This window comes from Sphingobium trunci, assembly GCF_022664535.1.
GTDB lineage: Bacteria > Pseudomonadota > Alphaproteobacteria > Sphingomonadales > Sphingomonadaceae > Sphingobium.
This window is the reverse complement of the sequence record NZ_JAKUJY010000005.1, coordinates 24,938-40,531: the sequence shown is the minus strand read 5'-3', so window position 1 is coordinate 40,531 and position 15,594 is coordinate 24,938. Positions and strand designations below refer to the sequence as shown.

Sequence of the window (15,594 nt, the reverse complement as noted above, 5' to 3'; positions counted from 1 at the left end):
GCGTAAACTCATCAATGGCACGATCTAGAAGACGGAAAAATCCGTATGGTCCAGATGCGTGCCGATCAGTACCGTGGCGATCTGTACCTGCGCTATCCGGCCGGTTCCATCGGGATCATAGTAGATGGCGCCGGTCGCGGGATTGTAGATGACATGGTCATTGGCATCATGGGCCCGCGTGCCTTCCCAATAATTGCTGTCGGGCAATTCACCGATCGGACCCGCCGCCGTGAAGACCAGATGGTCAAGGGCGATGGTATCTATACCATGCTCGAAGTCCACGATCTTGTCGACATTCTTGCTGCCGGAGGCATTGAATATGAAGGTGTCGGCGCCGCTGCCGCCGATGAGCGTGTCATTGCCCTTGCCGCCGTCGAGCCGGTCATTCCCGGCATTGCCCGACAGGATGTCATTGCCCGCCTGGCCATAGAGCTTGTCGTTGCCTGCGCCGCCCGTCAACGTGTTGGCAGCGCTGTCGCCGGTCAGGACCAGATCGACGGGAGCGGGCGGTGGCGGCGGAGTGGATGTGGTCGTGCCCCAGTCCGCATGGATATATTGCCCCGGCAGCACGCCGCTGTAGCTGATGCCGTTCAGGTCGATATTGGCCGTATAATAGCCCACGCCGTCATGCGCCGCCTGTGCCTCGACATCGGCGATCGCCGTCTGGCTGGAGACATATTCGATCGCGATGACATCCTTGCCTGCGTCGATCATCTTCTGAAGAAGTTGCAGGCTCGCCTGCGTTTCGCTCACCGGCTGCTTGGCGCCTGAGTCGGAATAATAGAGATTTTCCTTATACATGCCGTCCAGGTGCGAGAAATAGGTGTTGTTCGAGAGCAATTCCTCGGCATTATTGGCCCAGATCTTGAAGTTCGGATTTTTCGCGTGCGCATAGTCGGCGAGATAGGCGACCAGATCGGCCATCGCCTGTTCCGCTCCGGCAGCGCCGCCGGGCGCATTGGCCTGGGCCCAGGCCTGCTGATATTCGTCGACGACGTCGAAATAGACGCCGTCATAGCCGGCGGCCAGCATCTTATCGATATAGGCCGTCGCGACCGCCCGCCATTCCGGCGTCCAATAGGCGACCTGATAGTCGCCCTTCCATTGCGGATTTTCAGGCCCCAGCGCGGCCTGCGGAATGGTCTGGAAATAATCCCTGTAATCTTCCGCCTCGCCGATGCTGAAATAGCCCAGGAGCAGCGAACTTCCGGGTCCACCGCCCATCTGGGCGACCTCCGCGGAGGTGAAGGCCGTGCCGGCATCGTCGTAAATATCGATCACCTTGACGTCGAAGGGCGCCGCGGCGACCTCGGAAGGAATGATACCCTGTAGAACATACATGCCCGTGTGCGGCATAGCTTACTCCTGACGAATAATGTTCGGACCCGAAAGCGGTGAAACAGGACATCAGTTGTCCAGCCGGTGTGCGCCCGGCGGTGTTTCACAATGATTGCGTTTTAAGGTTGATGCTTTTCGACTGCCGCGAGCGCTCAACGGGTGACGAACCCCGTTGACAGGCTGCCCCCTTGATTTTAAAGGAAATCCTAGCGCTCTGGTTCGACCAAGCGCTGTCTTCGCTGCGCGCAAAAAAGCTGCAAGAAAATCATATCGCGACCCTCCCCGCATCGGCTTCCACGCCGAATTTCGGGTCACAATGGGCTTGCAACCTTTCTCCCCGATGAACGAAATTCCGGCTCCATTCCGCCTGCGACGAGAAGAGGCGCGGCCCGGATGGGCCGAGCGGCGGCCTATGAACTCGATAAAAGGGCATGGCCCCTGCGATCGGAATCGGCTCGACCTGGTGGGTGCCCTGCCTGAGGCCCTGTTGAGGCGTAGCGCCAGACGCCCTCCCCTGCCCCTTTCCGAAGGGAAGGGAAACTTTAGCGGTTGGTGGCCGGAGCGGCGGTCAGGCGTCGGCCCAGCGGCGCAGCAGGTTGTGATAGACACCGGTGAGCCGGATGACCTGCGCATTGTCATGGCCCAGATCGGCCGCCAGTTGCTGAATGCTGCTGTCCAGATCGAAGAGCATCTGCCGTGCGGCATCGTCCCGCACCATGGACTGGAGCCAGAAGAAGCTCGCCACGCGGCGGCCGCGCGTGACCGGTTCCACCCGGTGCAGCGAGGAGGAGGGATAGAGCACCGCATGCCCCGCGGGCAGCTTCACCCGCTGGACGCCGAAATTGGTGTCGATCGTCAATTCACCGCCATCATAGCTTTCCGGCTCCTCCAGAAAGACGGTGATCGACAGGTCCGATCGCACGCGAAAGCCGGTGCCCGCCTGAATCCGCACCGCATTGTCGACATGGGTGCCAAAGGCCTGCCCGCCCGCATAGCTGTTGAACAGTGGCGGAAAGACCTTGAGCGGCAGAGCGGCGGCGATGAACAGCGGTGAGTTGCCGAGCGCGTCCAGCACGATCTGGCCGGCCTGCTTCGCCTCCGCCGCCTCTTCGGGCAGTTGCAGGTTGCGCTTGGCGAGCGCCGACTGGTGGCCGGAGGTGACATTGCCGTCGACCCATTGCGCCGCGTCGATCAGCGCGCGAACCCGCGCCAGGCCATCCGCGTCGAGCAGGTCGGGAATGACGGTCAGCATGTCGGCTCCTTCTTGTCCAGCAAAGCGGCCAAGGCCGCCGCGCGCCAATGTTCGTCGGTCGATTGGCCGAGGAAATCGGCGGCCTTCAGCAGGAAGGCGGGCGTCGCAGCTTCGCGCACCTTGCCGAGCCAGGCCAGCGCCTCGTCCCTTTCGCCGTCCTCGGCCAGCAGGCGGGCAAGATTGAAGGCCCCGCGAAAATCGCCGCCCTCGGCCGCTGTCCGATAGTGGCGCAAGGCCGCCGCCCTGTCCGGCTTCACGGCCCAGCCATCCTCGTGGAAGCTGCCGATATAGTTGGCCGCCTTGGCTCCGATGAGGCCGGGATCGCGGGCCGCCTTGCGGAACCAGTCGAGCGCGGCGCCACGATCCTGCGCTACCCCCTCCCCCAGTGCGAGCCGGGTCGCCAGATTATATTGGGCTTCGGCCAGCCCCTGTTCCGCCGCGACGCGATAACATTCCGCCGCCCGCGTGAAATCCACTGCCACGCCCCAGCCCAGTTCATAGCAGCGGCCGACCATGTTGAGGGCGAACATGTCATGCTGGGCAGCCGCACGGTTGAACCAGCCGAAGGCCGCCCGCGGATCGGCTGGCAGTTCGATGCCGTCAAGCAGCATCTGACCCAGCAGGAGTTGCGCCTGCGCCACGCCCCCTTCCGCCGCGATGCGGATCAGTGCGGCGCGGTCGCCCCCAGGCTCCACCAGCCGTGCGGCAAGCGCCTCCGCGCTCATCGCGGAAAGATCGGCCAGCGTCGGCGGGGACATATCGGTCATCGGATCAATATTTGACGCTCAACGTCGCAAAGGCCGATCGGCCCGGCGCCAGCGTCGCATAATGGTTGGTATAGGCCTGGGCGAAATAGACCTTGTCCGTCAGGTTCTGGACATTGATGCTGAGGCCGATCCTGTCGCTGAATTCATAGCTTGCGCGGGCGTCGAAGCGCCAATAGCTCGGCACCGAGCGGGCGATGATCCTGGTCGCGGGGTTGATGGTGACCACGCCCGCGCTGTCCTGCGTGGCGGTGCGGTTGTCGGCATAGCCGCCGAACACCCGGCTCATATAGAAGGCGCCGCCGCCGATATTGAATTTGGGCAGCAGTTCTACATTGGTCCAGAGCGAGAAGCTGTGCTTGGCCGTCTGCGGAAACTGGCGGCCGGTATTGACCGAGGGAACCAGCACCGTCTGGGCCGCCTGCCCGGTCACCGCCGGTGCGGTCAACGCTGTATAGCCGCCGTCGACGATCTTCGCGTCCATGTAGGTATAGCCGCCGAAGACGCTCCACTTCGGCAGGATTTCGCCGTTGAAGCCCAGCTCCAGGCCCCTGGTCCGGCGCTGGCCGATAAACTGGACGCTGTTGTCCGGACCGGTCACGCGCGCATTCTTCGTTTCGGTCTGGAACAGCGCGATATTGAGCGAGAGATGGGAATCGAACAGGTCCGCCTTGGCACCGACTTCATAGGATTTCGTGCGTTCGACCTTCAGCGCCTCGACGATGGAGGCATTGTTGACCGTACCGAAACCGTTGGCATCCTGCCCTTCACCGACCAGACTGTTGGGCGGGGTCGCCGAGGTGGAATAGGAAGCATAAACGCTGCTGTTCGGCGTCGGCTTGGCGACGAGGCCTGCCTGCCAGTTCCAAATATTATCCTCGCGGCCGAGGCGGAAGCTGCTGGTCGCGGCGATGGGCTGACCGGGCAGGACCGAAGATTTGAAGCTGTCGAAGCGCAGCCCCAGATTGGCGATCAGCCACGGCGTCAGCGTGATCGAATCGAACAGATAGGCAGACTGCGTGTCCGCGTCGGTTTGCGTCTCCGCGATCGGCAGCGTCTTCGAAATGGCGGCGGCGACGGCCGAGCTTTCGCTGCTGTAATTGACCCAGGGGTCGTTCGGATTGGGATTGAACAGGCTGGTGCAGTTGAAGCGCGCCTGCGCGGTGGTGGAACAGCGCTGCCCCGCCGCCAGCGTGCCGCCGGTGGTCAGCGCCTCATTGCCATTGCTGCTGTTGACCAGGCCCCGCGTGACATAATAGCCGCGCCGTGCCTTTTCCCAGGAAAACTCGACCCCCGCGGCGAAGCTGTGCTCGATGCCGCCGGTCGAGAATTTGCCGAACAGGTCGGTCTGGTTGGTCAGCGTATCGACATAGCCATAGCGGCTGTTGGCACGACGCCAGACCAGGCCATTATTATAGACGTTGCCAAGGCTGTCGTCCGGCTGGGTATAGATATAGCTTTGATCATTATGGCTGTAGCGGGTCGTGTTGCGCAGCGTCACGCCGCCGAAATCATGTTGCGCGCGGATGGTGAACTGGTCGGTCTTGCTCTTGCGGAAATCGCGATCCTTCAGGCCGTAGAAGGTGTCGCGGTCGACATGGCCCTTCGTGCCGTTTGCCAGCGTCACGTCACCGACCGCCGGTTCCGAATAGGTGAAGCCGGTGGGGGCATTGCAGACCGTGGTCGAGCAGACATAGGTGTAGGGAATGCCGCTGTCGGGCAGTTCGTCGGTATCGAGATGATACCAGGACAGGGTAAGCTGGGTCGGCGAATTCATGCCCAGGGTCAGCGAGGGCGCGACGCCCCAGCGCCTCTGCCAGATCGCGTCGCGACCCGCCACATCCTGGTCATGCCATAGGCCCGCGACGCGGAAACCGATGGAATCGCTCAGCTTGTAATTGATGTCCGCCGTGATCCGCTTGTAATCGGCGGTGCCGTAGGACAGGTCCATGGCGGCAAAGTCGCGGTCGCGGGGCAGCTTGGTGATGATGTTGAGGGAGCCGCCCGCGCTGCCGCGGCCGCCCAGCGAACTGTCGGAGCCGCGCACGACCTGGATCTGTTCGACCGCGAAGACCTCGCGCGACTGGGCGGAGGTGTCGCGCACGCCATCGACATAGGTGCTGCCCTGGCTGTCGAAGCCGCGGATGAACGGCCGGTCGCCGATCGGATTGCCGCCCTCCGCCGCGCCGAAAGTGATGCCCGGCACGGTGCGCAGCGCCTCCACCAGCGTGGCCGATCCGGTGTCCTTGATCACATTTTCACTGACGATCGCGACCGAACGCGGCGTGTTGATCAGTGGGGCGGTCGCCTTGGGAGAGATGATGTCCTGATTGTAGCGGCCGTTGACGATGATCTGCCCGGCATCGGCCTGCTGATCGGCCAGTGCGTCGGCAGTATCGGCGGCGGTATCGGCGAGCTTGTCCAGCGCCAGCGCGGGACTCGACACGAAGGCGCCCACGCAACCCAGCGCCAGAAAGGCAGGCGTGGTCCGGCGGCGGTGATCATTGTTCATGTCGGTCCCCATTTCTTTACCTGTTTTCGGGGCCAGTTATTGAGACGCGTTCGCAGAGTCAATCACTATTGAGAAACAAAAGCAGTGAATGGAAGAAACACGGAACATGCCATACGGGGCCGGAGGCGCCAGATCATGCCGACCAGATCATGCCGAAGCGCCGCTGAGGACGAAGGGGATCTCCACCACGCCCCGCACCCGGACCGGCTGGCCGTCGCGGATCATCGGCCGCCAGCGCCAGCCACGCACCGCGTCGCGTGCCGCCTGGTCGAGCCGGGAAAAACCACTGCTTTGGGTGACGGCAAGGCTTTCGACCGCACCATCCAGCCCCAGCGTCAGGGTCAGAACGACCGTGCCCTGCTCATGTCTGCGGCGGCTTTCCACGGGATAGCGCGGCGGTTTCCCCGCCACCATCTGCGTGCCGATATCCCCGCCCTGGACGATATTGGACGGGCCGGCCACTGCCGCCACTGGCGTGGCGGAGGCGGGTGCGACGGGCGCGGCCAGGACGGGTGCGGGCGCGGGGTCGGGAGTCGTCGCAACCGGGGACAGCGGCGGCAGGGGCACCTGAACCAGCGGCGGCGGCGCCACGACCCTGGGCTGCGAAGGCGGAGGCGGGGTTTCAGCGGCCGGAGGTGGCGGGGGCGGCGGTGCCAGGTTGACCACCGACAGGCGTGTCTCGCGGACATGCAGGACATGCTGCCGTGCCTGCACCAGCACGGCGATCAGCAGTCCATGCACCAGGAGGATGAGGAGCACGGCAGGCCAGTTCACCGATCGTCGATCGCCATAGCGGGACGGCGTGGGTTCCCGGCCGGATGCTTCCCGGCCCGTATCAACGCCTGCCGCGACCAGAGACAGTTTTCCGCGCGGGGAGCCCGAACCAGGCTGCCGGATATCTTCGCCGGCCAATCTGTCCGCTACATGCAGCATGCCCGATCCCCTTTTGCGCCTTGCGGCAGTGCAAAATGCCTATCGAAAATCCTAATGCGAATCAATAGCATTTTATAAACGCTTCCCATATGCTCAAGGGACCGGACGGGTGGCGACCCGAGGAGGAGAGGAGTGCATCGCCACCCGCCCGTTTCCCCCGGCAAGGGACGGATGCCGGGGGTATTCGCTTGTCAGAAAGTGTAATTGAGGCTGAACACGGCCGACCGCGTGGGTGCGGGTTGCGCCCAGCTATTGCCGACATTGTTGCGCACCGTCGTCACATATTTCTCATTGGTGAAGTTCTGCACATTCACCTGCGCCTTCAGATTTTCCGTGATCGGATAGGAGGCCATGAACCGGTGGATGGTGTAGCTCGGCACATGATAGGCGACATAGCTGCCTGCCGTCAGTTGCGCGAGCGTCGGCTGGTTGAGCAGGAAGCGGCCCTGATAGGTCAGGCCATAGCCCAGCTCCAGCCCGAAGCCGAAGCGGTAGGTCGTGAACAGGCTGCCCGAATGTTTGGGCGTGTTGGTGAGCGCATAGCCGGCCGTCGGATCGGGAAACGCCGCGCTGTTGGCGCAGGTGCCCGCCGTCGCGTCCACCGAACCGGGGTGCGCCAGGCAATAGTCGGACACGCCCTGTTTGATCCTGCTCCTGAGATACATATAGTTGGCCGAGATCGTCCAGTTGCCGGTGATGTTGCCCGACGCGCCGAAGGACGCGCCCTCCACCCGCTGGAAGCCATCGGTCGCCTGATCGGGCAAGGTCGGATCGCCGGAAATCACCTTGATCTGGTCACGGTCGTTGCGGAACAGCGCGGCGGTCAGCAGCAGCTTCCTGTCGAACAGGTCCGCCTTGGCGCCGATCTCGTAATTCTTGGTCGTCTCCGGCCTGACATTGCAGGTCAGGGCCGAGCAGGCGCCGTCGACCGAAGCCTTGGACGGCAGCTTGCTGTTGCCATAGGCAATGTAGAGGCTGCTGTTGGGCGTCGGCTTCACCACGGCGCCGATACGGTAGGAAAAGAGCGTGTCGTCGACCGCGAAATAGGTGGGATTGGTTGCCGGAGCGGTTGGAACCGAAAGCTGCCCCAGCGTCGCGCCCGGCGTCGTCACATAGCTGAAGGTGCGGTTCCAGCCCTTCACCTTTTCATAGCGCAGGCCGCCATTGATCTCGAACCAGTCGGCGAACTTCATCGTGTCGAACAGATAGGCCGCATAGCTGGTCTGCTGGCCGACATTATGGCTGGCGAGGATGAAATGGGTCGGGCCGGCATAGACGTTGCTGCCATAGACGCGGGCAAGGCCGCTCGCCGCCGCCGGACCGGCGATGACTTCCGACGGGTTGGCGATGTTGACCAGCGGCAGATAATAGCCAAGGCCGCTCGCCGCATTGTAGAGCGCATTGGCCGCGCCGTTGCCCGATGCCGGGGCGGAGAAAGGCGCAGCATAGGGATCGAACCCGTCAGCGGTGCGATTGAGATTGCCCTGGCGTTGATTATAGCGTTCCCACAAGGCCGAACCGCCGATCACCAGCGTATGGCCGATGCCGCCGGTGTCGAAATCGGCGCTCAGGTCGAACTGGGTATAGGCGGTCTCATTCTCGATGAAGCGCTGGTTGGCGCGTCCGCCGGTCGGCAGATAATAACCCACGGGAATGGTCAGCGTCTGGCCCGCCGCGGTCGATCCGATCCGCTGCGTGCAGGCGCCGCCGGTATCGGGATTGAAGCCGCCCGCCGTGCCGTTGTCGAGGCAGAAGACGCCCTGGGGCTGGCTGGTCACGGTATGCTGGCGGATATTCTCATAGCGGGTGAGGTTGCGGATCTTCACGCTGTCGCTGAACTGATGGCTGAAGATCGTCTGGAGCGAGTTGGTCTTGCTGTCCTGCCGGTCGAGATTGGCGAAGCCATAATAGCCCGCCCGGTCGAACTGGTCGAGAATGCCCCCCAATGCCGGGAAATAGCGGATGCCATATTGGGGCATCGCCTTGTCGTCCAGATGCTCGCCCTGGATGGTGAGGCTGGTCGGGCCGTCAATGCCGATGGTGATGGCGGGCGCGATGCCCCAGCGCTTGTAATTTTCCACGTCGCGGCCGGGAACGTCATTTTCATGATAGACGGCGTTGATGCGCACGGCGACCAGATCGTTGATCCGCTTGTTGGCATCGATGGTCGCGCGATAATAATTGTCCGTGCCGATCCCGGCATTCAGAATGGTCTGGTCGTCGGCAAGCGGACGCTTGGTCACCAGGTTGATCGTGCCCGCAACGGATCCGCCGCCGTTCATGACCGAATTGGCGCCGTTGGTCACTTCGACCTGCTCGATATTATAGACTTCGTTGCGGTTGAGGAAGGCGCCCGAACGCACGCCGTCGACGGTGACATCATTCTTGGCGTCCTGGCCGCGCAGGATGATGCGGTCGCCATAGCCGAAGCCCCCCTCGCCCGCGCCGAAGGTGATGCCCGGCACGGTCGAGAGCACTTCGCGCAGAGTCAGCAGATTTTGCTGCTGGATCGTTTCCTTGCCGATCACCGTGATGGTCTGCGGCGTATCGAGCAGGGGCCGCGTATATTTGGGCGATTCCGCCTTTTCGACCTTGACCGGCGCTTCGTCGATCGCCGTGTCGGTGACGGTCATGCCGCCCAATCTCGCGCCCTGCGCGGCATCCTGCGCCTGCGCAGCCGTGGCGAAGGCCATGGCGCCGACACAACCGAGCGCGAGGAAGGATGGATGTAATGATGGATGGGACATGGAAAGCAGAACCCCTTTTTGAAACCCTTGGGGCTTCTGCTATTGCGACTCGTTCGCATAGTCAATGCTATTGAGAGTAATTATTAAGTTAGGGCCGCGATTTTTCCATGAACAGCCAGCATCGGATGGCGCTGGTGAGATTGGGCGGATCGGCAGCCGTCATGCGCGCCACGTCGATGCGCGCGATCAGGGCGTTGACGGGCAGACCCTCCGCAGCGGCGGCCACGCGGAGAGCATCCCAGAAGACCGGTTCAAGGCTGATCGCGGTCTGATGGCCCGCGATGGTCACGCTGCGCTTGACGGGCGGCGCGAAGGGCGACGCCGGCGACGCATCTTCCGGATGATCGCTGGCGATCATGGACTCGAAAAATGCGGCATCAACCGTGCCGAAAGGCTGTCGATGGCATCGCCCCCGTCATCAATACATATGCTGCCCGCCATTGATCGACAGCGTGCTGCCGGTCACGAAGCCCGCATCCTCGCTGCACAGGAAGGCGACGCCGCGCGCAATCTCGTCGGCATGGCCGAGGCGGCCGACCGGGATCTTCGCGACGATCTTCTCCAGCACCGGGGCCGGAACCGCCGCCACCATGTCGGTGTCGATATAACCGGGCGCGATGGCATTGACGGTCACGCCATATTTCGCGCCTTCCTGCGCCAGCGCCTTGGTGAAGCCATGAATGCCGGATTTGGCCGCGGCATAGTTGACCTGGCCATATTGCCCGGCCTGTCCGTTGACCGAACCGATATTGACGATGCGGCCCCAGCCCCGGTCGCGCATGCCGCCGAAGGTCGCCTTCGCCATGTTGAAGCAACCGCCCAGATTGATGCGCATCACCTCGTTCCAGTCGTCGAAGCTCATCCGCGCCAGCACGCCGTCGCGGGTGATGCCGGCATTGTTGATGACGATGTCGACCGGCCCCAGCGCCTCCGTCACCTGTGCGCAGCCGTCGATGCACGCCTGGTGATCGCCCACGTCCCATTTGAAGCTGGCTATGCCCGTTTCGTCCGTAAAGGCCTGAGCCTTGGCATCATTACCGCCATAGTTGGCTGCCACCCTGTAGCCCATTTCCTTGAGCGCCAGGCTGATCGCCTCGCCAATTCCACGCGTTCCGCCCGTGACGACTGCAACCTTGCTCATGATAGGCTCTCCCATGGTTTAATGATTAACGGACGTACTTTCCCTCTCCAGCCATCCGGCCAGCTCGCGGCCAACCAGATTCCCATAGAGGTTCATAGCCTCCGTGGAGGCGTTCAAACAACTCAAATGGACAAATTTATGACCGCCGGACGCGATAAATTCCTCTTTCCCGCGAATGGCGATCTCCTCTACGGTTTCCAGGCAATCCGCCGCGAATCCGGGGGTCAGGACGGCGACATTTCTGACGCCCTGGCCGGGCAATGCCTTGAGCGTCTCATCCGTCGCCGGTCCCAGCCATTTCGCCGGGCCGAAACGGGACTGGAATGTCACGCGCACCTCCCGCCTCAGCGCCTGTTCCAGCAGCCGCGCACTCTCCACGCATTGGTCGCGATAGGGGTCGCCCAACTGCCGCGTCCGCTCCGGCATGCCATGGAAGCTGGCGATGAGCAGGTCCGGCGTGAAGTCCAGCGCGCCGAGTTGTGCCAGCGTCGAGGCCCGCAGCGCCTCGATATAGGCGGGGTCGGCATGATAAGGCGGGAGGGTGCGGATCGCGGGCTGCGCCCGCATCCTCCCCAGCGCCGCATAGGCCGCGTCGAGCGCCGTCGCCGTCGTCGCGGCGCAATATTGGGGATAGAGCGGTGCCAGCAATATGCGGTCGCAACCCGCTGCGATCATCGCCTCCAGCCGGGAGCCGATCGACGGATTGCCATAGCGCATCGCCCAGTCGATCGTCAGCTCCGGTCCCATCTGCCGCTGCAGGCCGAGCGCCGCGTCGCGGGTGTAGACCGCCAGCGGCGACCCTTCCTTCATCCACACCTGTGCATAGGCATGGGCGGATTTTTTCGGCCGGGTAAGCAGGATCGGCCCGCGCAATATCGGTTGCCAGATAATCTGCGGTATTTCCACGACGCGCGGATCGGACAGGAATTCCTTGAGGTAACGCCGCACCGATTTCGCGTCCGGCGCGTCGGGAGTACCAAGATTGATGAGCAGAACGCCGATCTTGCCCATGGCCTTCAACCCTCAACCAGCAGGGGCAGGTTGCGGTGGCGCTGCCCGGTGGTGGTGAACAGCGCATTGGCGATGGCGGGCGCCACCAGCGGCGCGCCGACATCGGTAAGGCCAGCCGGTGCCGCCGTGCTGCGGATGAGTTCGACCGTCACCTCCCCGACGTCGCCCAGCCGGGGCAGGCCCATGCGCCCCAATATCGCCCGCGTCGGCATTCCCCCGGCATAGGGCACGGACGTGCCCATGGCGAGCGCCAGCCCGTGGATCAGGCCGCTTTCGATCTGCTGCCGGGCGATATCGGGATTGACCTGATCCCCGCCATCGACCGCCGCGATGATCCGTCCCACCTGCAACTTGCCCTCGCTGATTCCTGCCTCCACCATCACTGCCGCATAGGCTCCGTTCATCATATGGGCGGCCAGGCCCTGCCCGCTTCCCGCAATGCCGCCCTGCCATCCGCCCATGGCGCCCACCGTCGTCAGGCAATGGGCCAGGCGCGGATTGCCGCCGAGCATCTGGATGCGGAAGGACATCGCCTCCATCTGCGCCTGATGCGCCAGCTCGTCGATGAAGCTTTCGGTGAAGAAGGCGCCGTGGAGATGCGCGTTGCCGCGCGCAAAACCCAACGGCAGGCCGGTATCGGCCGGAAAATGATCGACCGCCCAGTTGGGCACCGCATAGGGCAGGTCCATGCCCGCCACCGCCAGCCGGGTCGAGACATGGGCAGACTCCGCGCTTGCCTCGTGCGGCAGCCTGCCATGGGCGATGCGCGCCCAGGTCTGCGTCATGGCGCAGGGCGCGGCGACCTTCGCCGACCAGCCCTCGATGGCGCCGCTACGCCCCAGCTTCCCCGCCATGCGCGCATGGGCGGGCGCGCTCGGCCGGTCCTGGATCACATCTTCCAGCCGGGACCAGAGCAGTTGCACCGGCCGCCCCATCTCCCGGGAAAGCAGGGCGGCCTGCACGCCCGCCTCATGCTCCATATGCCGCCCATAGCCGCCGCCGGCATGCAGCGGATAAAGGGTCACCGCGCCGACCGACAGGCCCAGCGCCCTGGCGACGGCCTTGCGCGCCAGGCTCGGCGCCTGGGTCGCCATCCACACCTCCGCCGCTCCGTCGGCGATCCGCGCCGTCGCAGCCATCGGCTCCAGCGCCAGATGCAGCCCTGGGCGCACCTTATATTCGCTGGCGAGGATGGTCGCATCCTCCAGCAGGGACTTCAAATCCCCCTGGGCGAAGAGCCGCTCGCCGGAGGAACCGGCAAAGGCCTGCTCCAGCGCCGCCTCCATGCCTGCGCTGTCGACCGGCCTGCCGCTCAGCTCAAAGACCGGATCGCAGAGGTCCAGCGCCCTGTTCGCCGCCCACCAGTTGCTCGCGACCACCGCGACCCAGCGTTCCTGCCGGATCAGCTTCAGGAAACCGGTGGCGGATCGGGCCGCGCCCTCATTGACGCTTTTCAGCACCGCATCGCCGACCGGCCCCTGCCGGATCGAGGCGAAGACCATGTCGGGCAGGCGGATGTCGGCGGCGAAATTATGGCTGCCGTCGATCTTGGAGGGGGTGTCGAGCCGGGGCAGTTCCTGTCCCGCCAGCCGGTCCACCTCCGACTGGCGATAGGGCAGGATGGCGGGCAGGTCGAAGGTCGCGGCATCCTCCACCACCTCGCCGATCTTGAGCGTGCGCCCCTTTCCACCGGAAGCGCCACCGTCGGAAATGATGCCGTTCTGGATGTCGCAGCTTTCCCAGGGCACGTCCCAGCGCGCCGCCGCCGCCTTGCACAGCAGCACCCGCGCCGCCGCCCCCGCCTCACGGCAGGGCTGGTGGAACATGGGGAGCGACGTGCCCGCGCCGGTCAGCATCAGCGCGCCGCGGATGGCATATTGTTCGATGGTCCAGCGCCCCGCATCCCCGGCCAGCCGGCTCCAGTCATTGGCCAGCCATTCGTCGGCCAGCAGCGTGTTGGCGTAAAGCGGACTGACCGGCGCACTCTGCACGCCCACCGTGCGCCAGTCCGCCCCCAGTTCGTCGGCCACTATCTGCGGCAGGAGGGTGCTGATCCCCTGCCCCATCTCGGTCTGCGGCACGATGACGATCACCTGTCCGGCGCGATCGATCTTGAGGAAGGCGTTGAAGGCGATCTCGCCCGGCGCCGTGTTGAGATTGGGCCGATATTGGCGCGGCCATGCGGCCCATGCCAGCAATAGCCCCGCCGTCGCTCCCCCGCCCACCAGCAGCGTGCGCCGGTTCAAACCCTTTTCCGTCTGCTGACCCTGCTTCCGCGGTGCACGCCCCATCGCTTTGCTGATAAAGCGGCTTGAGGCGACTGGAAAGCCCTATTGCGCGCCAATCGGTTCGAGCTGGAGACGGCGGATCTCGATGATCGGGCATCTGTCCATCACCACCTTGAGACCGGCGGCCTCCGCCCGCGCGGCGGCCGCCTCATCCACCACCGCAAGCTGCATCCACACCGATCCGGCACCGGCGGCAATGGCATCGTCCACCGCCTCGCCCGCCACTTCGCTGCGGCGGAAGATGTCGACCATGTCGATCGGCACGCCGATGTCGGACAGGCTTGCCCAGACGAATTCGCCATGGACATGCTCGCCCGCTATCTGCGGATTGACCGGCAGAACGCGATAACCATGGTCCTGCAGGCCCTTCATTACGCCATAGCTCGGCCGGCCGGGCCGGTCGGAAATGCCGACCAGCGCGATGGTGCGGGTTTCGTTCAGCAGATCGGCGATATCCTGTGCGTCAGTCAGCGGCATGGCGCGATCCTTCATCCTTTACCGATATGGGGAGAGACGCCGGCACCATGCAAGCTGTTCCTCAGCCCGCCTGCCCCCGAAGCCATTCCACCAGCTTTTCGGCGATCGCGCGGAAGGCGAGGCCATGTGCACCGTCGCCCGATGCGGGCGGATCGCCCGCGTCGGACCGGCGGCGGATATCGATGGCGAGCGGAATGCGGCCCAGGAACGCCATGCCCATCTCACCCGCCGCCGCCTCCGCGCCGCCGGTGCCGAAGGGTTCGGAAACTTCGCCGCAATGGGGACAGGCATAACCCGCCATATTCTCCACCAGTCCGATCATCGGCACCTGCGTCTGTTCGAACAGGCTGACCGCGCGGGTGGCGTCGATCAGCGCCAGATCCTGCGGCGTCGAGACGATCACGGCGCCCGCGGGCTTGTGCTTCTGCACCATGGAGAGTTGCACGTCGCCGGTGCCGGGCGGCATGTCGACGACCAGCAGCTCCGCATCCCCCCAGTCCGCTTCGATCAGCTGCGAGAGCGCATTGCCCGCCATCGGCCCGCGCCAGGCCAGCGCCTTGCCCGGTTCGACCAGATGCGCCATCGACAGCATCGGAATGCCGAAGGGGCTTTGCACCGGGATGAGCTGTTTCTCCTTCGCCTGCGGCTTCTGGCCTTCGCTGGCCATCAGCCTGGCCTGCGACGGCCCGTAAATGTCGGCGTCGACCAGCCCGACGCGCACGCCCAGGCGCTGAAGCGCGACCGCCAGATTGGCCGAAAGCGTGGATTTGCCGACGCCGCCCTTGCCGGAGGCGACGGCAATGATTTTCAAAGGCTTGCGCTCGGCGGTCATGGCGATGCGGACATCGCTGACCCCCGGCACGGTCAGCGCCCCTTCTCGGATCGCGGCGGCGACGGCATCGCGCCGATCGGACGAAAGGCCCGCGACGTCCAGCACCAGCGTCATCACGCCGTCCTTGATCCGGGGCGTGCTGGCGCGGCCTTCGGTCAGGCTTTTGAGGCGCGCGGCGAAATCTTCAAGCTCGGTCATGGCAGTGCCCTCTAGCCCATTTTTGTGCCGTAGCGACATCATTCGAAACAATTATCGTTGCGAAGGGCACTGTTTTTCGCCGGAGAGCCTTCCTATAGAGG

Annotated in this window: 12 protein-coding genes; all 12 read right to left on the bottom strand. The window is 64.2% G+C overall.

The annotated features are described in order from the left end of the window. Positions 1-24: 24 nt before the first annotated feature. Positions 25-1,356, bottom strand: coding sequence for an endo alpha-1,4 polygalactosaminidase (locus MJ601_RS06075; protein WP_242124388.1), 1,332 nt, complete (start codon positions 1,354-1,356; stop codon positions 25-27). A 550-nt stretch (positions 1,357-1,906) separates the two neighbouring features. Then, the gene (locus tag MJ601_RS06070) at positions 1,907-2,590 is read right to left on the bottom strand and encodes a Fe2+-dependent dioxygenase (protein WP_242124386.1); all 684 of its coding nucleotides are present in this window, start codon (positions 2,588-2,590) and stop codon (positions 1,907-1,909) included. Further along, the gene (locus MJ601_RS06065) at positions 2,584-3,357 is read right to left on the bottom strand and encodes a tetratricopeptide repeat protein (protein ID WP_242124384.1); all 774 of its coding nucleotides are present in this window, start codon (positions 3,355-3,357) and stop codon (positions 2,584-2,586) included. Before MJ601_RS06065 ends, MJ601_RS06070 begins: the two co-directional genes overlap by 7 nt. A gap of 4 nt (positions 3,358-3,361) precedes the next feature. After that, entirely contained in the window at positions 3,362-5,866 is a 2,505-nt protein-coding gene (locus MJ601_RS06060) for a TonB-dependent receptor (protein WP_242124382.1), read from the bottom strand. A 147-nt stretch (positions 5,867-6,013) separates the two neighbouring features. After that, complete coding sequence (locus MJ601_RS06055; protein WP_242124380.1) at positions 6,014-6,799, bottom strand: energy transducer TonB; 786 nt, start codon at positions 6,797-6,799, stop codon at positions 6,014-6,016. Positions 6,800-6,990: 191 nt separating this feature from the next. Beyond that, a complete protein-coding gene (locus MJ601_RS06050) occupies positions 6,991-9,546 on the bottom strand; it encodes a TonB-dependent receptor (protein WP_242124378.1) in 2,556 nt (851 codons plus the stop codon). Between the two features lie 88 nt (positions 9,547-9,634). Continuing rightward, positions 9,635-9,904 carry a ribbon-helix-helix domain-containing protein gene (locus tag MJ601_RS06045; RefSeq protein WP_242124376.1) on the bottom strand — a complete coding sequence of 90 codons (270 nt, stop codon included), beginning with the start codon at positions 9,902-9,904 and terminating at the stop codon, positions 9,635-9,637. Positions 9,905-9,964: 60 nt separating this feature from the next. Further along, on the bottom strand, positions 9,965-10,687 hold the full coding sequence (gene phbB, locus MJ601_RS06040; RefSeq protein WP_242124374.1) for an acetoacetyl-CoA reductase: 723 nt from the start codon (positions 10,685-10,687) through the stop codon (positions 9,965-9,967). A gap of 18 nt (positions 10,688-10,705) precedes the next feature. Next, positions 10,706-11,698, bottom strand: a complete 993-nt coding sequence (hemH, locus tag MJ601_RS06035; RefSeq protein WP_242124349.1) for a ferrochelatase — start codon at positions 11,696-11,698, stop codon at positions 10,706-10,708. Between the two features lie 5 nt (positions 11,699-11,703). Continuing rightward, positions 11,704-13,989 carry a xanthine dehydrogenase family protein molybdopterin-binding subunit gene (locus tag MJ601_RS06030; protein ID WP_242124348.1) on the bottom strand — a complete coding sequence of 762 codons (2,286 nt, stop codon included), beginning with the start codon at positions 13,987-13,989 and terminating at the stop codon, positions 11,704-11,706. A 39-nt stretch (positions 13,990-14,028) separates the two neighbouring features. Beyond that, positions 14,029-14,463: a CoA-binding protein gene (locus MJ601_RS06025; RefSeq protein WP_242124346.1), complete on the bottom strand. Its 435-nt coding sequence runs from the start codon at positions 14,461-14,463 to the stop codon at positions 14,029-14,031. A gap of 61 nt (positions 14,464-14,524) precedes the next feature. Next, positions 14,525-15,493 carry an Mrp/NBP35 family ATP-binding protein gene (locus tag MJ601_RS06020; RefSeq protein ID WP_281061213.1) on the bottom strand — a complete coding sequence of 323 codons (969 nt, stop codon included), beginning with the start codon at positions 15,491-15,493 and terminating at the stop codon, positions 14,525-14,527. Positions 15,494-15,594: the final 101 nt, after the last annotated feature.